General features: G+C 68.5%; 16 protein-coding genes and 1 pseudogene. 9 read left to right on the top strand and 8 right to left on the bottom strand.

What is annotated here, in order from left to right; genetic code table 11:
* Nucleotides 1–221: 221 nt before the first annotated feature.
* Both V1460_RS28715 and V1460_RS28710 read right to left on the bottom strand, forming a co-directional pair.
* Nucleotides 222–389, bottom strand: coding sequence for a universal stress protein (locus V1460_RS28715; RefSeq protein WP_338676512.1), 168 nt, complete (start codon nucleotides 387–389; stop codon nucleotides 222–224).
* Between the two features lie 110 nt (nucleotides 390–499).
* Nucleotides 500–1,372: a universal stress protein gene (locus tag V1460_RS28710; RefSeq protein ID WP_338676511.1), complete on the bottom strand. Its 873-nt coding sequence runs from the start codon at nucleotides 1,370–1,372 to the stop codon at nucleotides 500–502.
* Nucleotides 1,373–1,715: 343 nt separating this feature from the next.
* On the opposite strand from V1460_RS28710, the gene V1460_RS28705 reads away from it, so the two are divergent.
* Nucleotides 1,716–2,588: a universal stress protein gene (locus V1460_RS28705; protein WP_338676510.1), complete on the top strand. Its 873-nt coding sequence runs from the start codon at nucleotides 1,716–1,718 to the stop codon at nucleotides 2,586–2,588.
* Nucleotides 2,589–2,705: 117 nt separating this feature from the next.
* Here the strand turns inward: V1460_RS28705 and V1460_RS28700 are convergent.
* Nucleotides 2,706–2,849: pseudogene (locus V1460_RS28700) on the bottom strand (hypothetical protein); the annotation flags it as partial.
* A 202-nt stretch (nucleotides 2,850–3,051) separates the two neighbouring features.
* Here V1460_RS28700 and V1460_RS28695 point away from each other — a divergent pair.
* Nucleotides 3,052–3,186: a hypothetical protein gene (locus V1460_RS28695; RefSeq protein WP_338676509.1), complete on the top strand. Its 135-nt coding sequence runs from the start codon at nucleotides 3,052–3,054 to the stop codon at nucleotides 3,184–3,186.
* Nucleotides 3,187–3,242: 56 nt separating this feature from the next.
* Here V1460_RS28695 and ppk2 read toward each other — a convergent pair whose 3' ends face one another.
* Nucleotides 3,243–4,106 (bottom strand): polyphosphate kinase 2, encoded by an 864-nt coding sequence (gene ppk2 / locus V1460_RS28690; RefSeq protein ID WP_338676508.1) that lies wholly within the window; start codon nucleotides 4,104–4,106, stop codon nucleotides 3,243–3,245.
* A 39-nt stretch (nucleotides 4,107–4,145) separates the two neighbouring features.
* On the opposite strand from ppk2, the gene V1460_RS28685 reads away from it, so the two are divergent.
* Nucleotides 4,146–4,757, top strand: coding sequence for a CoA-binding protein (locus V1460_RS28685; protein WP_338676507.1), 612 nt, complete (start codon nucleotides 4,146–4,148; stop codon nucleotides 4,755–4,757).
* 41 nt (nucleotides 4,758–4,798) lie between these two features.
* On the top strand, nucleotides 4,799–6,496 hold the full coding sequence (locus tag V1460_RS28680) for a GAF domain-containing protein (RefSeq protein WP_407077546.1): 1,698 nt from the start codon (nucleotides 4,799–4,801) through the stop codon (nucleotides 6,494–6,496).
* 33 nt (nucleotides 6,497–6,529) lie between these two features.
* Here V1460_RS28680 and V1460_RS28675 read toward each other — a convergent pair whose 3' ends face one another.
* Nucleotides 6,530–6,991: a pyridoxamine 5'-phosphate oxidase family protein gene (locus V1460_RS28675; protein ID WP_338678246.1), complete on the bottom strand. Its 462-nt coding sequence runs from the start codon at nucleotides 6,989–6,991 to the stop codon at nucleotides 6,530–6,532.
* A 159-nt stretch (nucleotides 6,992–7,150) separates the two neighbouring features.
* Complete coding sequence (locus V1460_RS28670) at nucleotides 7,151–7,471, bottom strand: STAS domain-containing protein (protein WP_338676506.1); 321 nt, start codon at nucleotides 7,469–7,471, stop codon at nucleotides 7,151–7,153.
* A 377-nt stretch (nucleotides 7,472–7,848) separates the two neighbouring features.
* On the opposite strand from V1460_RS28670, the gene V1460_RS28665 reads away from it, so the two are divergent.
* Entirely contained in the window at nucleotides 7,849–8,577 is a 729-nt protein-coding gene (locus V1460_RS28665) for a response regulator transcription factor (RefSeq protein ID WP_338676505.1), read from the top strand.
* A 653-nt stretch (nucleotides 8,578–9,230) separates the two neighbouring features.
* On the opposite strand, the gene V1460_RS28655 is transcribed toward V1460_RS28665, so the two are convergent.
* Both V1460_RS28655 and V1460_RS28650 read right to left on the bottom strand, forming a co-directional pair.
* The gene (locus V1460_RS28655; RefSeq protein ID WP_338676504.1) at nucleotides 9,231–10,100 is read right to left on the bottom strand and encodes a universal stress protein; all 870 of its coding nucleotides are present in this window, start codon (nucleotides 10,098–10,100) and stop codon (nucleotides 9,231–9,233) included.
* Nucleotides 10,101–10,362: 262 nt separating this feature from the next.
* Complete coding sequence (locus V1460_RS28650; protein WP_338678245.1) at nucleotides 10,363–11,391, bottom strand: PP2C family protein-serine/threonine phosphatase; 1,029 nt, start codon at nucleotides 11,389–11,391, stop codon at nucleotides 10,363–10,365.
* Nucleotides 11,392–11,597: 206 nt separating this feature from the next.
* Between V1460_RS28650 and V1460_RS28645 the strand changes: the two genes are divergently transcribed.
* The 4 genes from V1460_RS28645 to V1460_RS28630 all read left to right on the top strand — a co-directional run bounded on the left by V1460_RS28645 (nucleotide 11,598) and on the right by V1460_RS28630 (nucleotide 18,196).
* The gene (locus V1460_RS28645) at nucleotides 11,598–12,122 is read left to right on the top strand and encodes a nitroreductase family deazaflavin-dependent oxidoreductase (protein WP_338676503.1); all 525 of its coding nucleotides are present in this window, start codon (nucleotides 11,598–11,600) and stop codon (nucleotides 12,120–12,122) included.
* Between the two features lie 602 nt (nucleotides 12,123–12,724).
* Complete coding sequence (locus tag V1460_RS28640; RefSeq protein WP_338676502.1) at nucleotides 12,725–14,257, top strand: alanine/glycine:cation symporter family protein; 1,533 nt, start codon at nucleotides 12,725–12,727, stop codon at nucleotides 14,255–14,257.
* A gap of 213 nt (nucleotides 14,258–14,470) precedes the next feature.
* Nucleotides 14,471–15,781 carry a Na+/H+ antiporter NhaA gene (nhaA, locus tag V1460_RS28635; RefSeq protein WP_338676501.1) on the top strand — a complete coding sequence of 437 codons (1,311 nt, stop codon included), beginning with the start codon at nucleotides 14,471–14,473 and terminating at the stop codon, nucleotides 15,779–15,781.
* Between the two features lie 708 nt (nucleotides 15,782–16,489).
* Complete coding sequence (locus tag V1460_RS28630) at nucleotides 16,490–18,196, top strand: multicopper oxidase family protein (protein ID WP_338676500.1); 1,707 nt, start codon at nucleotides 16,490–16,492, stop codon at nucleotides 18,194–18,196.
* Nucleotides 18,197–19,424: the final 1,228 nt, after the last annotated feature.

Raw genomic sequence — 19,424 nt, 5'->3', positions numbered from 1 at the left:
GTGTACGTGCGTGCTTCCCACCCTCCGTCCCTCACCCGGCATCCGGCAGAGCCGAACGGGCTACATCGGTGGCGGGCGGCGTCCGCCGACCCGGCTCCGGTTGCGGCCCTGGCCGTGCGGCGCGTTCATCACGGCGGCGCCGGTCCGTCCCGGCGACGCCGCCCGAGCACTGACCGCGTCGCGAGGCCGGTCACAGCAGAGCAGGCGCCGGTGACGGCTGCTCAGTGGTGCGGGACGAGCGCGACGGGGCGGGGATCGTGGTGCGGTACCGCGTGGTTCACCGGTCCGAGCTGCATGCCAGCATGGCCGCCCCGGCGGCGCGCGTCGAAGACCAGGAGAGCGACTTTCGTCGCCGCGTCCAGCAGTACGTCACGGGCCCGGTCTTCCACGATCCTCCGGTGAAACGGTCACCGAGCCGTGCGCCCGCTGCCGACTCCCTCAGTGCCTCGGCGAGTTCGTCCTGGGGCCCGTGACCTCCGTCAACGGCGCGCCGGTCAGCTCAGGTGTGCGGCACCACCGCGACGGGGCAGGCGGCGTGGTGCAGCGCGGCATGGGCCACCGACCCGATGCGCGTACCGACGGGGGAGCGGCGTACCCGGCGGCCGACCACGAGCAACCGGGCTTGCGAGGCGGCCGACAGCAACACCTGCCCCGGGCTTCCGATCTCCACGTGCGCGTTCACCGGCACGTCGGGGAACCTCTTCTGCCAGGGAGCGAGCGCTTGCTCCAGCGCCTTGCTTTCGAAAGGTTCCAGTCCTGCTGCCTCGACGGCCAGGAGCATCGAGCCCGGGCTGTAGGCGAAGAGTGGCGGCAGACTCCGGACCCGTACCGCTCGTACGGCAGCGCCTCGTGCGGCGGCGGCTTCGAAGGCGAATTCCAGGACGGCGTCACTGTCCTCGGCCCCACCTTGCTGGCCCACGACGACCTCGCCCCCTTCTGGTTCGTGCGTCTGCCCGTCGCGTGCCCGGACCGACACCACCGGGCACGTCGCGTTCGCGATCACCTGTTGACCGGAGGAGCCGAGCAGGAAGCCGAGGAGGGCGCCGTGCCCTCGCGATCCGAGCGCCAGCATCTCGGACCGTTCGGCCTCGGCGAGCAGGGCGGAGACCGGTGTGTCGGGAACGACCTCGGTGGTGACGGCCAGGTCCGGATGTCTGGCGCACACGCGGCTCTCTGTCTCTCGGAGCACGGCGTTGGCCGAGTGGGCCTGCTGCTCCTTCTCCTGGACGATCGGTACGTCCAGGGGCTGCCATAGCCAGGCGTGCACGATACGCAGGGGCAGCCCGCGCAGCACGGCTTCGCGTGCTGCCCAGTCGGCCGCCGCGAAGCTCTCCGGGGATCCGTCGATGCCGACAGCAACAGGACGAGTCATGTAGCGGCCTCCGCACAGGGTCGCGCGGGGACGGCCGCTTCGCCCGTCCCGCTGTCCTTCGATCTTCACGGAGCGGGCGGGGTCCGACGAGGGCCGGTCGGCCCGACACGGGGAGCCGTTCGGTCCTGACGCACCACCGGGCAGTGCCAGCCGACCGGGCCAGCCCTGCCCGGCGCCCCGGGGGCCGGGGTCGGGGTCGGGGTCGGAAGAGCCCCTCACGGACGGCCCGCCGCCTCGGGCCCATTGCGCCCCGGACAGGGACCTGTGGCCCCTCCGCACAGCGGCACGGGGCGGCCACCGTGGAGAACATGGGCTCGTCCCCTTCTTCCTGCAGGAGTCAGCCATGAACCGAACTGTCGCTGTCGGCATCGACGGATCCCGCGAGAGTCTGGCCGCCGCCGACTGGGCGGCCGAGGAGGCGCTGCGACGCGGGATTCCGCTGCGGCTCCTGCACGTGTGGAGCAAGGATGAGGAACGCCACGCTCGGGGGATGGATCCGGCGACAACACGCGTATGGGGGGAGCGGACCCTCGGCGTCACGAAGCGGCGTCTGCAGCGCCGTCATCCCGGACTGAGCGTGGTGACGGCGTGGGTCCCAGGTGACGCGGTCGTCGCTCTGGCGGCGGCGGGTGACACGTCGGAGCTGCTGGTGCTGGGCTCGCGAGGCCTGGGCGCAGTCTCCGGCTACCTCGCCGGGTCCGTCTCCCTGGCGGTGCTCGCCCGTCTGCACCGTCCAGCCGTCCTCGTACGCACGCACAACTCCCCGGCGCCCGGGGAACCCCGACCGACCGGTGATGTGCTCCTGGGAGTCGGCGTGGACTCGCCGAGCGACGAGACGATCGGGTTCGCCTTCGCGGCAGCCGCACGGTACGGCTGTCGTCTGCACGCGCTGCACAGCTGGCCCGTGCCTGATGTGCACGGGCCCGACATTGCGGGCGACCTGCCGGTGTTGCTCGCCGACATCGCTCAGGAACGGCAGCAGGCGCTCGACGAGGCACTCGCTCCGTGGACGGAGAAGTACCCCGACGTACCCGTCGTCCGTCAGTGCGGTCAGGGGCGGGCGGCGCAGGATCTGGTCGAGGGTTCCCGTGATGCTCGGCTGGTCGTGGTGGGACGACGGAGGCGCCGGGCACGGATCGGCACCCGGATCGGCGCCGTCACTCATGGGGTTCTGCACCACTCAGTGGCCCCCGTCGCCGTCGTACCGCACGACTGAGGCACACCCGCCGGTCCGGGAACCGTCGCGGACGGCACACGGCACCCACGGAAGGAAACGGCAACATGACCACCTGATGTGTACGACTCCGCGGAGGGCGGCCGGGACATGGCCGACTCCCGTGCCGGCGGTGAGTACGGGCATCCGGCGGGTCATCCGGCGGGCCGTCCGGGAGAACGCCCGCAGGTTGCCGAAGGGGTCGAGGTGCAGGAGGGGCAGATCGGTCCGGCTCTCGCACTCCCACCACTGCAGCATGTCGTCGCTCTCGCCCTACTGGCCTCCTTCGAACTACCGTTGTTCCCTTCCGGGACGCTCGCCTTCCTCGGCGTGGCAGCCGTCCTGGGTGCCGGATCGGGCGCTGTGTGCGCACTTGCCGCCCGCCCGGTGCCGCCGGAGCGTCGGCCCAGTCACCGGTGTCGTGGGTGCTTCCGAGTGACTGGGAGGTTTCTCTCCGCCTCCGGCCATGGGCGTCATCTACGGAGCCGCCGACGACTGCACGTGGGGTTTCGTGCCGCCGGCGGCCACCGCCGGCGCTACCGCGGCGTTCACCGTCACCGTCGTGCGGCGCCAAGCCCTGCGCGCAACGCGACCGGCGTAGCTCCTCACCGACCGATCCCGCTCTTGCAGAGACTGTGACGAGGCCTGGGCGGGACCCTAGGATGTGCGCCGGGAACTGCTCAGGAGCGCGTTTGCATGGTCCGGTACGTGCGTCTGGAGGTGCTTCGGTGGGCGCTCGTACCCGCTCGGCGACGGACGGGGCGGCAGGCGGAGATGCGGCTGCCGGATCTCTCGGTAGGGCACCGTGGACAGCAGGTGAGCGATCATGTTGATGCGGGCAGCCCGCTTGTCGTCGCTCTCCACGACGTACCAGGGCGCCTCGAAGGTATCGGTGTGTACGAACATCTCGTCCTTGGCCCGGGAGTACGCCTCCCAGTGAGTGACGGACTCCAGATCCATCGCCGAGATCTTCCAGCGCCGTGTCGGATCGGTCAGCCGCTGCCGGAACCGACGCTCCTGCTCGGTGTCGCTCACCGAGAACCAGTACTTGCGCAGCAAGATCCCGTCCTCGATGAGCATCCCCTCGAAGACGGGGCACTGGCGGAGGAAGCGCCGGTACTCTTCCGTGGTGCAAAAGCCCATGACGTGCTCGACACCGGCACGGTTGTACCAACTGCGGTCGAGCAGCACGATCTCACCCGCAGCCGGGAGCTGCTCGACGTAACGCTGGAAGTACCACTGTGTCCGCTCCCGTTCGGTCGGCACGGGCAGGGCGACGATGCGCGCGACACGTGGGTTGAGAAGCTCGGTGACCCGTTTGATCGCGCCTCCCTTACCGGCCGCGTCGCGACCTTCGAAGATCACCACGAGTCGCTTCCCTTCGGCTCGCACCCACTCCTGGAGCGTCACCAGCTCGGTTTGCAGCCGGAGCAGCTCCTTCTCGTACAGCGACCTGGGCAGACGGGTGGGTCCGCCCTCGCCCCGTGATGGCCCGTCGTTCGTCTGCTTCGTACCAGGCACCGTCCTCGCCTCCCTGACTCACCGACCGACAGGACCAGGATGGTCCTGTCGGTGAACGCATGCCTACTGGGCGTCAGCCGTGGGGAACAACCGCGACATGATGTGGGGGCGGCCATGACTTGGCCGAGGCCCGGTCCCCGTTCCATCGCCGTGGTCGGTGCGGGTACGAAGCCAGGTTCCGCGGGGCGGGCAGTCCTGAGGAGCCTCAGCCGCGCCGGCTTCGCCGGACTGCTGCATGCCGTCGACCCGCACGCCCAGGCCGTCGAGCGGCCCCCCTGCCACCCGTCGGTGACGTCCCTGCCCCAGCCGCCCGAGCTCGCCGTAGTCGCGGTCCCCCGCGTGCCGTGCCCGAGGCGGTCGAGGAATGCGGCCAGACCGGGTGCGGGCGCCGGTGGTGCTGACCTCCGGTTTGGATGCCGGGCAGGCGGCGGCGCTGCCTGCCACGGAACGGCATTCATGGCTGCCCTGCCTCAGCAGGCCCTCGACGCCTACGAGGACCAGTGCGCACCGACCAACCCCCGTATGTCGATACTCCTTGACATAGAGGACATCATGCGCGCGGCATTTTATGCCGAACCGCACCCCATGCCTTCCGCTCAGGCGCCGTCTTCACCCGTACGGACCGATAGGCTGTCCGCGTCCGGCGGGTGAAAGCGAGGGGGCGTGTGAGCGTCGAGGAGTCGTTGTCACGTATGCCTCAGATGCGGCTCGACGAGCTGCTCGAGGAGTTGCAGGCGCGCATCAACGCAGCACGCGGCACGCGCGACCGGGTGCACAGCCTCCTCGAAGTCGTGGTCTCGGTGGGGCGCGAGCTCGATCTGCCCCAGGTGCTGAGGCGCATCGCCGAGGCCGCCGCTCAACTGGTCGACGCGCAGTACGCAGCCCTGGGTGTGATCGGCCCGGACGGCAGGACGCTGTCCCAGTTCCTCACCGTGGGACTGACGGAGGAGGAGATCGCCAGGATCGGGCCGCTGCCGGCCGGACACGGGCTGCTCGGTGAGCTGATCCGCAACCCCGAGCCACTGCGACTCACCGATCTCGGCGCCCACTCGGCGTCGTACGGCTTCCCCGCCCATCACCCGCCGATGCGTACGTTCCTCGGCGTGCCGATCCGGGTGCGCGACGAGGTGTTCGGCAACCTCTATCTGACCGACAAGCGGGGCGGCCAGGACTTCGACGCCGAGGACGAGGCGGTGATCGCCACGCTCTCCGTGGCCGCCGGTGTGGCCATCGACAACGCCCGGCTGTACGAGGCCTCGCAGCGACAGCGGCGGTGGCTGCAGGCGAACGCGGAGATCACCAACGGCCTGCTCTCCGGCAGACCCCGGCTCGAGGTCCTGGAACTGATCGCCCGCCGTGCCCGGGAAATCACGGGTGCGCGGGTCGCTGATGTGTCCGTGCCCGTCATGGGTACGGGCGACCTGGTCGTCGAGCTGGCCATCGGTGGCGACGACGACACGCGCCGGGGCCTGGTGATGCCGGCCGAAGACACCCTGCCGGGCGCTGCTTACCAGGCCGGTGCGCCGGTGACCACGGCTGGACTGGCCGACGATGCCCGTTGCATCGCGGGATCCCGGCACTGGGAGGGACTGGGGCCGGCCGTGGCCGTACCCCTGGGCACTGCGGCCAAGGACACCCGAGGAGTCCTGCTTCTGGCACGTGCCGAGGGCGAGCCCGTCTTCACCGAGGGGGAGCTGCAGCCCTTGCTGGCCTTCGCCGGACAGGCCGCACTGGCGCTGGAACTGGCCGAGCGCCGACGCGACGCCGAACAGCTCGCGCTGTTGGAGGACCGCGACCGTATCGCCCGCGACCTGCACGACCTGGCCATCCAACGGCTGTTCGCCACCGGCATGACGCTGCAGAGCGCCGCGCGTCTCGTCGAACACGCGGGCGCCGCAGAGCGCGTCCAGCGCGCGGTCGGTGACCTGGACGAAACCATCAAGATCATCCGTTCCACGATCTTCGGCTTGAGGGCCCGGGAGGACGAGACCGGGCCGAGTCTGCGCGCCCGCGTCGCCCGCACCGTCGGCGAAGCGGGAGAGGCGCTGGGATTCCCGCCACGCCTGAGCATGGAAGGTCTGCTGGACACGGATGTGCCCCCGGCGGTGGCCGACCACGTCATGGCAGCTCTTGGTGAAACGCTGAGCAACGCTGCCCGGCACGCGCAGGCGACGCGTGTGGAAGTGTCCCTGCGGGCCACGACTGACGAGGTCGTCCTCACCGTGACCGACAACGGAAAGGGAATCCCGGCCGAAGGCAGGCGCAGCGGACTGCGCAACCTCGCCGAACGCGCCGACAGCATGGGCGGCACCCTGGACATTCGTACCCCGGCCGAGGGCGGCAGCCGGCTCGTATGGCGGGCTCCACTCGCCGCCGGCAACGAGGCGTGAGGGGACGGGCGACCCGCGGGGCCCGCGCACGGCTCAGACCGTGAGCCTCGAGCCCGTGACCAGGTCGGGCTGGATACGCAGAGCTGCGTTCATGGCGGAATACACCACCCACGGGCGGAGCCTTGCCGCGTAGCGGGCGAGTTCCCCGTCGTCCGTGACCCGGTGGGCGTAGCCGGTCACGACGACGCTCCAGCCGAGATGGGTATCGGGGTCGATGACATCGGCCTCGTAGGCCACGACGACACCTGTCTCGTCGGTGGGCGCCACGATGGAGGTGAGCGCCGCGCCTTCGTGCAGCTGGACGATGATGTCCTCGCCGTCCATGAGGTGGTTGACCGGGCGGACAGCGGGCAGGGCCCGTTCGGTGAAGACGATCCGTCCGAGCGACACGGTACCGAGCAGGCGCAGAGCCTCGGCGCGGTCGATGTGGGTGATACGCCGGGGCGCCACCGTGACGTGGCTTGTCCCCGTCCGCCGCGTGGCTTCGTCGTCCATCATGCCCACCCTTTGCTTCTGCTTCGTGCCCCGAAGCAGCTCGCTGCCGTGACAGCCAGCGTTCCCCAGGCGCGGATGCGGCGACAGGGCCGAACGGACCTTTCCGGCCGTCCGGTTTCCCGGACAGTCAGTGCCGGCACGCCCCCGGGCCTACGGTCGTCAGATAAAGGAGCAGGAGACGGCGTCATCCACGCCAAGCACGCGAAACACCGTCGCGCAAAGGTGTGGCACACCGCACAGGTGAAGTCGCACGCCCGTCGCCGCGCAGTGTTGATGCATCCGTACGAACAGGTCGGCTCCGGAGCTGTCGCAGAAGGTGACGCCCGACAGATCGAGGCGAAGTTCGCGTACCGTGCCGACGGCCAAGTGAGTCAGATCCTGCTCTATCTGTCCGACCGTGGCTATGTCGAGCTCGCCGGAGAAGGCGATGACCGTGGTGCCGTCGCCCAGTGCTGTCGCGGTCAGAGTGAGCGGAGTCATGAGGTTGGAGGACCTCCTCGTCAGGGGCACCGTTCCGCCGGCTCGGCCGACCCCCGAAAGTCCATCAGATGACCGCCCGCGACCAGCCGGCCATCAGGCCCCTCTCACACGACCATTGGTCCCTCTCGGCCCGTGACGGCGTCGTCACGGGGAACGGTTCCCGGTGGAGTCCCCTGGCACGGCGGGCGATGGCGCCGAAGCCGGGGACGCCCCTGATGCGTCGGGCACCGAACGGAGCGACAGACGCAGGCAGCGCAGGGGAGCTTCGTCCGGGCAGGACTGATCAGGGCCGTTCGGCCCTGGCCGTTCGACCCGTACGAGGACACCATGCAGATGGTCCGCCGCGGCGGACGAACCGAGCCGATACGGAGCGTGTGATGACGGACAGCAGTGGCGGACCCGTCGAGAGGGACCCGGTCAGGGTGTTCCTCCTGGACGACCACGAGGTGGTGCGTCGCGGTGTGCACGACCTGCTGGACGCCGAGCCCGATCTGACCGTGGTCGGTGAAGCGGCCACCGTCGAACAGGCGCTCGTGCGGGTGCCCGCGCTGCGCCCGCAGGTCGCCGTACTGGACGTGCGCCTCCCGGACGGCGACGGCGTGAGCGTATGCCGGGAGCTGCGCTCCCGGCTGCCCGATCTGGCCTGCCTGATGCTCACCTCGTTCGACGACGAGGAGGCGCTTCTGGACGCCATCATGGCCGGGGCGTCCGGCTATGTCCTCAAACAGATCACCGGCACCGACCTCGTCCATGCCGTGCGGACGGTGGCCCGCGGCCAGTCCATGCTGGACCCCGGCGCCACGGCCCGTGTGATGGCACGTCTGCGAGGCGATGCCACGCGGGACGAACAACCGCAGGGGCTGCCCGCGCTGACCGACCGCGAGCGGGAGATCCTGGCCCTCGTTGGTGAGGGGCTGACCAACCGGGAGATCGGCAAGCAGCTTTACCTTGCGGAGAAGACGGTCAAGAACAACATCTCCCGGCTGCTGGCCAAGCTGGGTGTGGAGCGGCGGGTCCAGGCCGCCGTCATCGCCACGCAGGCGCTGGCGGCTCAGGGAGGCCAGGCAGGCCCAGCCTCCCCGGCGCAGGCCCGTTCAAGGAACTGAGTCTCCGCGCACCCGAACTGAAGGTCCCGAGCCGCGTCCCGCACAACAGACCGATACCCCGGTTCCCCTCGGAACCGGGGTATCGGCCGTCGGACGAGGGGCCGGTGCCGGTCTCGTGCATGGCGGGCAGGGTCTCGTCGTAGTCGCGCACCAGGCGGCGTGAGCGCAGCGGCAGCCTCGGCGTGCGCTCCACCACCACCTGCGGGGCAGCACCGCGAACCCGATGGCGTCCTCTGAGCGTTTGACGATCTCGACGGCGGAGACGGGTTTCCCAGCGGCCCGGTCGACGAGTCGGCCCGCGTAGCCGCTGCGCCCCCACCAGCCGGATCGAGAGGTACAGGACGCTCCAGCAGCGGGGTCTCGGCCCCGCACGCCCGCCGCAGTGACCAGCACCATGGCAGGGGACTCGCACGGGCCGGTCGGCCGCGTTTTCGAACTGGTGCGCGAGACGGTCACGCGGCCGTGACGGCGCATTGGACTCCGCGGGCACGACCACGTCCAACAACGACCACGGGGCCTCCCCGCACTCGGGAGGTTCGCACCCCGAGCCACCTACCTGGAAGCCCTGCCATCGGGCGCCGGCCTGGACGCGATCACCCAGTCGGGGAGCCCGTCCGACACCAACCCCAACAGAATCCGAAAACGGAGTCTTCTCAGGAGTGCGGTACCACGGCGACGGGGCAGTGGGCATGATGCAGCGCGGCATGGGCCGCCGAGCCGATGCGGGTGCCGACGGGGGAGCGGCGTACCCGGCGGCCGAGCACGAGCAACTGGGCCCGAGCGGCAGCAGACAGCAACACCTGCCCCGCGCTTCCGATTTCCACGTGTGGGATCACCGGCACGGCGGGGAACCTCTCCCGCCACGGAGCGAGCGCCTGCTCCAGCGTCTTCCTCTCGAACGGTTCCAGCCCTCCCGCCTCATCGGCGAGGCGCATCGAACCCGGGCTGTAGGCAAAGATGGGCGGTAGGCTCCAGGCCCGTACTGCTCGTACGGTCGCGCCTCGTGCGGCAGCCGCTTCGAAGGCGAACTCCAGTACGGCATCACTGTCCTCGGCTTCACCCTGCTGGCCCACGACGACCTCGTCACCTTCCGCCGCGTGCTGCCCGTCGCGGGCCCGGACCGACACCACCGGGCGTGTCGCGCTCGCGATCACCTGCTGACCGTACGAGCCGAGCAGGAAGCCGGCGATCGCCCCGTGCCCGCGTGATCCGAGGACCAGCATGCCGGCCCGATCAGCCTCGGCAAGCAGGGTGGGAACTGGCGTATTCGGCACCACTTCGGCCGTGACCGACAGGTCCGGATACCGGTCGGACACGCGTGTCTCGGCCTCCAGCAGCAGGGCGCTGGCGGATCGGGCCTGCACTTCCCTGTCCTGGACGACGGGGACGTCCAGGGGCTGCCAGAGCCAGGCGTGCACGATGCGCAGGGGCATACCGCGGAGCGTGGCTTCACGGGCTGCCCAGTCGGCTGCGGCCAGGCTCTCCGGGGATCCGTCCACTCCTACAGTGACAGGGCGAGTCATGCGATGGCCTCCGTGCGGGGTCGGGCGGGCACGGCCGCTTCGGCCGCCCCTGGGTTCTTCGATCCTCGCGGGCAGAGAGCTGTCCGACGAGGGCCGGTCGGCCCGACACGCTGATCCGTTCGGCCGGGACGGCCGCCTTCCCGCAAGGTCTCAGCCACCCCAACCACATGACGTCGATCGCCAAGGCGGTCCTCACACCGGAGACGTAACGCTGAAGAGGCTCGCTGGGATCTCCTGTCTCCCATTCGCGCACACGTCATCTTCATGGGTCGTGATAGCGGAGCAGAAGCATCGCCGCGTCGTCGTGGAGCGGCCCTTCGACGTGTTGCACCAGATCTGAACGAAGGGCTTGTAGTGCCTTCTCGGGGTCCGGGTCGCTGAGCAGGTCGGCGCGCTCGTCGAGCGGGTAGAACCGTCCCGCCGCATCGCGTGCCTCGGAAACGCCGTCGGTGTACAGCAGCAGCTGATCTCCTGGGGCGAAATCGGCTTCGTAAGGCTCCGGCCCGGCGAAGCCGTGCATCCCGAGACCGAGAGGGAGTGCGTACTGCGGTGGCTCGACGAAGCCCACGCTGCCATCTGGACGCATCATCACAGGTGATGGATGGCCGTAGTTGAGCATGCTGACGACTCGATCGTCGCGTATCTCGGTGAGTACAGCCGTGACGAACTTCTCTCCCCGGAGTTCTCGGTCGGCGACCCGCTCAAGCCGTAGTCCGACATGTCGTAGGTCCGGTTCGTCGTATGCGGCTTCCCGGAACGCGGCCAGGACGAGGGCTGCGGTCTCGACCGCGTCCAAGCCCTTTCCCTGTACGTCGCCCACGATCACACGTACACCGCTGGGCGAGGCGACGACCTCGTACAGGTCGCCGCCTATCTGGGCTTCGGCAACTGCCGAAGTGTAGGAGACCGCCACGCGCAGAGGGCCGGCGCTGCGAGGCACGGGCCGCAACAGCACCCGCTGGGCGACCTCGGCGATCGAACGGACACTCGCAAGTTCTGCCTCTCGCCGTTGCCGCATCACCGCAGCAAGGAGCCCGGCTGCGGTCACACCCGCCACTGAAGCCAGTGCCGTGTAGCCGCGGCGACTGGCGAACAGACCGTCGTAGAGCCCGAGGCCGAGGCAGAGGATCAGGGCGAGTCCGCCGATCAGCGCGGTGCGCCGCCAGCCGCCGACCAGCCCGGCGAAGGCGGGGCCGAGTGCGACCAGTGGGAGGAGTCCAACCGCGGGCCCCGCGGTGACGTCCATCACGGCCACAATCGCCATCACCGAGTACGGCATCACGGAGAGCATGAGCAGGTACTGCGGCGACTGCAGCTTCTTTTCGGTCAAGGCGGGCCCCCGCGGTGTGAGCGGCTCCTGGGCGGAGTCTGGCACCGCGCCACAGACTCGGCATATTTAGCCTATGCAAAACTTGCACTGTCGAAGCATTCGAGTGCCCAGTGTTACCGAACCGCAGCCGACGATGCGGCTTTCTCAGGCAGGAGCAGCCGAGCGTGATGACCTCCGCACACCGATCGAAGCCGCGACCCACGCCTCCGAGAGGCTGGAGGGGTCTCCTTGCGCGGCTCCCGGTCCACATGCACCGAATCGGGCTGGGACCGCTGTTCGGCGGGAGACTTCTGTTGCTCATCCACACCGGGCGCGTCACCGGTATGGCTCGCAAGGTGGTCATCGAGGTGGTCGAGCATGATCCCCGGGCCGGTTCCTGGACGGTGGCGTCGGGCTTCGGCGAAAGCGCACAGTGGTACCAGAACCTCCGCCGGACCCCTCAGGCCACGATCCAGGTCGGCAGGCGCTACCACGCGGTGACCGCCTCTTTCCTGCCTGCGGAGGACGGGGGGCGGATCATGGCCCGGTATGCCGCTCTCCATCCTCGAATGGCCGTCCGACTCTGTGCATACATGGGCTTCGCCGTCGACGGCACTTCAGAGGGCTACCGCGAGGCGGGGGAGCGGATTCCCTTCGTGAGGTTGGACCCCGCCCCGTGCGGCCGCACCGCTCGCGATGATGTGAGTCGCTGAGGCCGGGGAAGGGATGTCGCCGGGTGCTCGCTGTCGGATACAGCCTGTACGAAGCGAGCGGCAAAGTGTTCCCTTCGCGGACCGTGTTCGTCACTGCCAGGATGCGGCAGCGACGTCTGACGAAAACTGCCGGTGGCTGGAATCGATCGCTGAGCGTATTCGTCTTTGCTGAGGTCAGGGGCGGGTGTCTCGATGCACAGAAGCCTCATGCGTGCGACGTTATGGGCCCTGTGGGCGATGCGTGAATTCTCGCCATGGACCCTGAGTGTTCGGGTCGTGACTCCTGGTGTCATTCTGGGGCGTTTGAATAACGGTCACATCACGCCACCTGGGCCGATGCGTGATTACCGACCGTTAGGTGATTTGGATCACCCAACTCCTCCTGAAGGCCGTGCTAAAAATTCGCACTCCGGAACCCGGCCACCCTTCGCCGAGTGCCGGAGCGCCGGAACGCACCGGCTGTATGACCAGGGTGACGAGGTCCGAGTCCGCGGATCTTGTCACCCAGGGTCGCTGATCGGACAACGGCGTTCGCTCAAAGACCGCACATCACCCGGCGCAATCTCCCAGGCGCCGGTCTCCTGCGCCATGAGGTAGCCACTGTGTCACTCGACTCCATCACCAATTCCGTCGACAAGGCAGTCAGCGGATTCTTCGAGCCCATCGCCACCTGGCTCGTGGAAGTCGTCTTCTACACCGTTCCCGTCGGCGGGACGGAAGTCCCCCTGATCGTCGCCTGGCTCGTCGTCGCGGGTCTGGTGTTCACCGCCTGGTTCGGGCTGGTGCAGATACGCAAGTTCCGCCTCGCCGTCGACGTGGTGCGTGGCAAGTACGATGCGAAGGGGTCGGCCGGTGAGGTCAACCACTTCCAGGCGCTGACCGCGGCGGTTTCCGGCACGGTCGGTCTCGGCAACATCGCGGGTGTGGCCGTCGCCGTCTCCATCGGCGGCCCCGGTGCGACCTTCTGGATGATCCTCTGCGGTCTGCTGGGCATGGCGACGAAGTTCGTCGAGGTCACCCTCGGGGTGAAGTACCGCGAGGTGCATGCCGACGGCACTGTGTCGGGTGGTCCGATGCACTATCTGCCGAAGGGTCTGGCCGAGCGCTTCGGGAAGAACGGCAAGGCGCTCGGCAAGGTCCTCGCCGTCCTCGCCTCCTTCATGATCCTGTTCTTCGGGCTCTTCGGCGGCAACCTCTTCCAGGTCAACCAGAGCTACGCGCAGCTGGTCTCCGTCGCCGGCGGTGAGAACGGCGCTCTCGGGTCCTCCGCGGGTGCCCTGTTCTTCGGCATCCTGATCGCCGCGATCGTCGGCATCGTGCTGCTGGGCGGTATCCGTTCCATCGCCAACGTCACCAGCAAGTTGGTCCCGGCCATGGCGGGCATCTACGTCGTGGCCTGCCTGGTCGTCATCCTGGTGAACGTCACCGCTGTTCCTGACGCCGTCGCCTCGATCGTCAAGGGCGCTTTCGCACCGGAGGGTGTCGCCGGTGGTGTCCTCGGCGCACTGATCATCGGCTTCAAGCGGGCCGCCTTCTCCAATGAGGCCGGTCTCGGCTCCGCCCCGATCGCCCACTCCGCGGTGAAGACCAAGCACCCGGCCAGCGAGGGCCTGGTCGCCCTGCTGGAACCGTTCATCGACACCGTGCTCATCTGCACCATGACCGCGCTCACGATCGTGATCGCCAACCCGGCCAGCTGGGTCGAGGCGCGGTCGGGCGAGTCGATCGGCGGCGTCACCATCACCTCCGACGCCTTCGGCACGGTGCTGCCCTGGTTCCCGTACATCCTCACCCTCGCGGTGCTGCTGTTCGCGATCTCGACGGTGCTGACCTGGGGCTACTACTGCATGAAGGCCTGGACGCACCTGTTCGGCCGCAGCAAGGTCAGCGAGCTGACGTTCAAGGTCCTCTACACCCTCTTCGCCGTCGCAGGCTCACTGCTCACGCTGCAGACCCTGATCGACATGGCCGACGCGATCCTGTTCATGCTCGCCGTCATCAACATCATCGGCCTCTACCTCCTCGCCCCGGTCGTCAAGCGCGAACTCGACTCCTTCCTGGAGTTCGTCCGCGCCCGCAAGGCCGGAGAAGACGATGCCGAAGAAGACCAGGCGCCGGTGAAGACCACCGTCTGACCGCCCCCGCGGCCAGGCTCCTGAGGGGGTTCGCATGCGCCCCGCCTTGCGCATGCGAACCCCCTCACCCGCGCCACCTGGTGGCGCTGAGCCGCTTCTGGTTAGGGTGTGAAGAACGCGTCAAGAAGACGCGTGGTGTGCCGGGAAGTCTGTTCGGCGTCAAGGGTGCAGTGTGCCCGCTCCATCGACACGGCCCGGAGGCTCCCCCCTCTCATGTCAGACTTGCAACGCCAGCGCAGCACCTTCCTCGGCATCCCGCCCCTCCCCGAGCGCAACGCCGTGGCCGAGGCCCTGCGTACCGAGACCATCGGCGGCTTGGTGCTCCTCGTCGCCGCGCTCGTGGCGCTCGTGTGGGCGAACACCCCGTGGAGCGGCGTCTACGAGCAGGTCCGAGACTTCCATTTCGGGGTACCCGCCCTGGGCCTTGACCTGTCCGTGCAGCACTGGACCGCCGACGGCCTGCTGGCGGTCTTCTTCCTGGTCGCCGGAATCGAACTCAAACGGGAACTCGTCGTCGGCGAGCTGCGCACACCCGCCACGGCCGCCCTGCCGGTCATCGCCGCACTCAGCGGCATGGTGGTTCCGGCGCTCGTCTACCTCACCGTCACCTCGGCCGGAGGGGGAAGCCACGACGGATGGGCCGTGCCGATGGCCACCGACATCGCCTTCGCACTCGCGGTCCTCGCCGTTCTGAGCACCCATCTGCCGGCCGCCCTGCGGGCTTTCCTCCTCACCCTCGCGGTCGTGGACGACCTGGGCGCCATCCTGATCATCGCGATCTTCTTCACCAGCGATCTGAACCTGTGGGCACTGGCCGGAGCCTTCACGGGACTGGTCGTCTTCTACATTCTCCAGCGGCTCCGCGTGCACGGCTGGTGGTGGTACGTGCCGCTCGGCGTCGTCATCTGGGCGCTGATGTACAACGGCGGCATCCACGCGACCGTCGCGGGGGTAGCGATGGGACTGATCCTGCGCATCACTCGCGACGACGGGGAGAAGACCTCTCCTGGAGAGCGGACAGCGCACCTGCTGCGACCCGTCTCCGCAGGTGTCGTTGTCCCCCTGTTCGCCCTCTTCGCGGCAGGGGTCGCCGTGACCGGAGCAGCCCTGGGGGACGTCTTCACCCGACCAGAGCCACTCGGCGTCGTACTCGGCCTGGTCGCGGGAAAGGCGATCGGCATCTTCGCGGGCACCTACCTCGCCGCGCGCTACACCCGAGCGCGCCTCAACCCCGACCTGAAGTGGGCAGACGTCTTCTCGCTCGCCGTCCTGGCGGGGATCGGCTTCACCGTGGCGCTCCTCATCGGCGAACTGGCCTTCACCGACCCCGCCGAGGCCGAGCACATCAAGGCTGCTGTGCTCGTGGGATCCCTCACGGCCGCCGCCTTTGCCGCGCTGCTGGTCAAACGCCGCAACGCCGTCTACCGGAGCCTGTACGACGACGAGACCCGCGACGACGACGCCGACGGGATACCCGACATCTACCAGCAGAGCGTCGCCGGCCGAGGCACTGGTGAGGCGTGAGGAGGGTCGCGGAATCCTTTGAGCCTGGCGGCAGTCACCACGCGGGACGACTTGTTGCCCGAGGTGCCGTTCCGGATGAGGCCTCCACATACCGGGCCACGCGGCAGTCCTGGAAACCTGCCCTGTCATGAGTGACGCCTCGCTGTTGGCGGTCACGTTCGTGATGGCCGCCCTGGTCGTCAGGACTGCGATAGGCGAATTCGTTGCCGAAGGGCACGCTGGAGGCCGAGGGCCGATTTCGGAACGCCATCGCCTTCCCCGATGGGACGGCTGGGTGGGCCACGCGGTCGTCAAGTATGAGCATGGTCGGCGTCCCCCCGCTTTCCCGCAGCTGGTGAATGTGTGCCGATGGTTGCACGAATCGGGTGGCGACACGTCGAGCGGGGCATGGCTGCTGGACCCTTCCTTTGCTCTATGCAATTCTTCCTGATGAAGGCGGCCCTCTGACGTGCGACGACGCTTGGCTCGGTCGCCTCACGGCAGACCTCGGACGGGCACTCGGGTCACCCTTCCAGCCAGCCGCGAGAGTCCGTCCGGAGTCGGGCTTCCACAGCGTCCGTGGGACCTGTCAAGGGAACGCCCCGAGAATGTCCGTGAGCAGTGCATCCCGGCTATCAAGGCATTCCCGCGACGTTGAACCGGCGACGCATCGTCATGCACCCCAATCGTCTCGACAGGCTGGGCGCCCATTTGACCGACCGGAGTGCCATGTACAGGCAGGAACAGAGCAGCGATCTGTCTCACACCCGACGCGCTGTGCTCTGCGCGGGGATTGCGGCTGCGGGATCGGAATTGCTCTCCGGATGTTCGGGCAGTCCACCAAGCCGTGATCACCACGCAGGTGCCCCGGGTGCCGTGCCCGCCCGGTCCGTTCCGCCGCCGGGGGGCGAGAGCGCAGCTCCCGCCGCAGAGCAGGGACACGGGCGGGCAACACGGCGTCTGATCTACACGGCAACCGCGAGCACAGTCGATCTGGGCGGCGGACACGCCGTCAGGACATGGACGTACAACGGTGAAGTGCCCGCCCGTCCGGTTCGCATCACCACCGGCGACACGCTCGAGATGACTCTGAACAATCACCTGCCGGAGTCCACCACGGTCCACTGGCACGGGCTCGCCGTACGCAACGACATGGACGGGGTTCCGAACGTCACCCAACGGCCGATCAGATCGGGTGCCTCGTTCACCTATCGATTCCGCGTCCCGCACCCCGGTACGTACTGGTTCCATCCGCACCTCGGCCTGCAACTCGACCGTGGTCTCTACGCGCCGCTGATCGTGGAGGACCCCAGAGAACCACTCTCCTACGACCGTGAGTGGGTCGTCATGCTGGACGACTGGGTCGATGGGGTGAACGGCGCCAGCCCAGCGGGTGTCTTCGCGCAGCTCCGTGGCGACAAGCCACCCATGGGACACGGCTCAGAACACCGGAGTGGGCACAGCGACGGTCATGAGCGCCCTCCATCCGGTGCCCGACCGCCGCGGCCCGTCGGAGGCGTGGACGCAGGATACGGGCCGCCGTTGGCCCATGCGCCGGGTCAGCGGGGATCCTCCGCGCCCCCTGACGGCGGTGACCATTCCTACCGGCTTCCGAAGAGCGCTGTCAGCAGACTTCTCGGCGGCCCGTCGGGCCACATCGCCTACCCGCACTACCTCGTCAACGGGCGCACTGCGGATCATCCTGCGCAGTTCAGGGCCAGGCCCGGCGAGCGCATCCGGCTGCGCATCATCAACGCGGGTGCCGAGACTCCCTTCCGTGTGGCACTCGGTGGCCACCGGCTCACCATCACCCACTGCGACGGCTTTCCCGTCCAGCACCACACGGTGGACTCGCTGCTCCTGGGAATGGCTGAACGGTATGACGCGCTGGTCACCGTGAAGGATGGCGTCTTCCCCCTCACAGCACTCGCGGAAGGGAAGCGAGGAGCGGCGATGGCCGTGCTGCGTACCGGAAGAGGTGCGTCGCCGACGCCGTCCGTACGGCCGGCGGAGCTCTACCGCGACGTGCTGGTCTCGGCCCGGCGCCTGCGGCCGCACGACTCCGTCGCGATGGACCGGCGCAGGCCGGATCGCAGGCTCAAGCTCACGCTCACCGGCGGCATGCAGGAGTTTGACTGGGGCATCGACCACAAGCCCTATTCACCGGACCGGATCCTCAAGATCGAACGCGGTGAACGGGTACGGCTCACCGTCATCAATGCCACGGACATGTGGCACCCCGTCCATCTGCACGGCCACACCTACGCCCTGGCCGGAACGGGCACCCTCGGAGCACGCAAGGACACCTCCGTTGTCCTGCCGCATCGCAAACTGGTCTTCGACATGGACGCGGACAACCCTGGACTGTGGATGCTGCACTGCCACAACGTCTACCACTCGGAATCCGGAATGATGACGACACTCGGTTACCGCTGACTTGATTCCCAACCTGTGCGGCGGGGACGTTGGGGTTGCCTTCTTTGTGCGTCGTCTCGCCGGGGCTTCTTTGCCGGTGGTGTGGATTCTGTTGCTGACCCGCAGGCCGGGCACGCCCGGGCCCCGTCATCGGCCGTGGCCGGGTCGACCCGGCGTGTCCCGTCCGCCGGTCGCCCGACCCGGACGACGGACACGCCGTCGACGTCGAGCTGCAACGTCGCATCGTTGGGCAAGCCCGTGGCTCCTGCCTGATTGTTCTGCGCGGATAACGGAAATGGGCATGCAGACCACGGGCGCCTTGCGTCCACGGTCAAGCAGCCTGTCCCAGCACAAAGATTGACGCCGTGTCAGCAAACCGAACCAGCGCACCGCTCAACTGCGAAGACCCGCATCATCGAATCGCAAGCCACAGCCCCCGGAAGCGAAATACTGGAGAGTAACCTCAAATTTCTCACAGATTCCCATTCCCCTTTCCCCGCGGGGATTTCGCACGGCTAAGCTCCTTGGCCAATAACTCATACCGAACTCAGAGGCACCCCAGCTCATCCAAGGGCGGCGTTCGCGACCTGCGGTATGTCGCACCCGGAGCTTTCGTGCCGACAGTGGTTCACGATGGGTTCGACCAGGTTGACCATCAGCCATCAGGGGGAGTGAATGTCGAAATCAGCAGGGCAGCTGCACGGCTGCCGGGGAATACCGACCTCCGTCTGCCCCGTCCCGCGGTGCGTGAGAGCCGGCGTGACGGCACCGCAGTCGAGCGTGCTCTAGCCGCCGGCCGGTGGCACCACGGCCGGCCCCGGCCGGCGCACGCACGTACCCGCCCGAACCGCGACGGGCGCCGCGGCACGTTTCGATCGGCACAGGGACACGCTCTCCCCGTCGAGCCCAGAGGGCAGCAAGACCTGGCCCTTGCAGTGGCCCTGGTCCGTTCCGCCTGACGACGGACCGGCTGCCGCGGAATTCGCGCGGACGGCCGGCGTCCGGCTCCTCCCCCCGACGTGCTCGAACCCCCGACCGCCGCAGCGCTCGTCGAGATGAACGACGAGTGGCCCGCCTTCCCTGCCACCAACCTCCCGGAGGGAGGCACGGACACGATCCGCCCCCGCGACGAGGACCGGATCGATCCTGCCGCACCACCAGGGGGACATGACTTCCCGCAGGGTCTCCACGATTGCCGAGTATGGAAAAGCGGCCCTACTCGAGCACCCGCCGAGTGCCGAGAGTTGGG

This window comes from Streptomyces sp. SCSIO 30461 (assembly GCF_037023745.1).
Lineage (GTDB): Bacteria > Actinomycetota > Actinomycetes > Streptomycetales > Streptomycetaceae > Streptomyces.
Note: the sequence above shows the minus strand (reverse complement) of the source record. Positions and strands in the feature narration are given on the sequence as shown.

Excerpts from the sequence above, each read along its gene's own strand:
- V1460_RS28710 (WP_338676511.1), bottom strand. The coding sequence starts at position 1,372 with ATGACTCGTCCTGTTGCTGTCGGCATCGACGGATCCCCGGAGAGCTTC.
- V1460_RS28705 (WP_338676510.1), top strand. The coding sequence starts at position 1,716 with ATGAACCGAACTGTCGCTGTCGGCATCGACGGATCCCGCGAGAGTCTG.
- V1460_RS28695 (WP_338676509.1), top strand. The coding sequence starts at position 3,052 with ATGGGCGTCATCTACGGAGCCGCCGACGACTGCACGTGGGGTTTCGTG.
- V1460_RS28685 (WP_338676507.1), top strand. The coding sequence starts at position 4,146 with ATGGTCCTGTCGGTGAACGCATGCCTACTGGGCGTCAGCCGTGGGGAA.
- V1460_RS28680 (WP_407077546.1), top strand. The coding sequence starts at position 4,799 with ATGCCTCAGATGCGGCTCGACGAGCTGCTCGAGGAGTTGCAGGCGCGC.
- V1460_RS28675 (WP_338678246.1), bottom strand. The coding sequence starts at position 6,991 with ATGGACGACGAAGCCACGCGGCGGACGGGGACAAGCCACGTCACGGTG.
- V1460_RS28670 (WP_338676506.1), bottom strand. The coding sequence starts at position 7,471 with ATGACTCCGCTCACTCTGACCGCGACAGCACTGGGCGACGGCACCACG.
- V1460_RS28665 (WP_338676505.1), top strand. The coding sequence starts at position 7,849 with ATGACGGACAGCAGTGGCGGACCCGTCGAGAGGGACCCGGTCAGGGTG.
- V1460_RS28655 (WP_338676504.1), bottom strand. The coding sequence starts at position 10,100 with ATGACTCGCCCTGTCACTGTAGGAGTGGACGGATCCCCGGAGAGCCTG.
- V1460_RS28650 (WP_338678245.1), bottom strand. The coding sequence starts at position 11,391 with ATGCTCTCCGTGATGCCGTACTCGGTGATGGCGATTGTGGCCGTGATG.
- V1460_RS28645 (WP_338676503.1), top strand. The coding sequence starts at position 11,598 with ATGACCTCCGCACACCGATCGAAGCCGCGACCCACGCCTCCGAGAGGC.
- nhaA (WP_338676501.1), top strand. The coding sequence starts at position 14,471 with ATGTCAGACTTGCAACGCCAGCGCAGCACCTTCCTCGGCATCCCGCCC.
- V1460_RS28630 (WP_338676500.1), top strand. The coding sequence starts at position 16,490 with ATGTACAGGCAGGAACAGAGCAGCGATCTGTCTCACACCCGACGCGCT.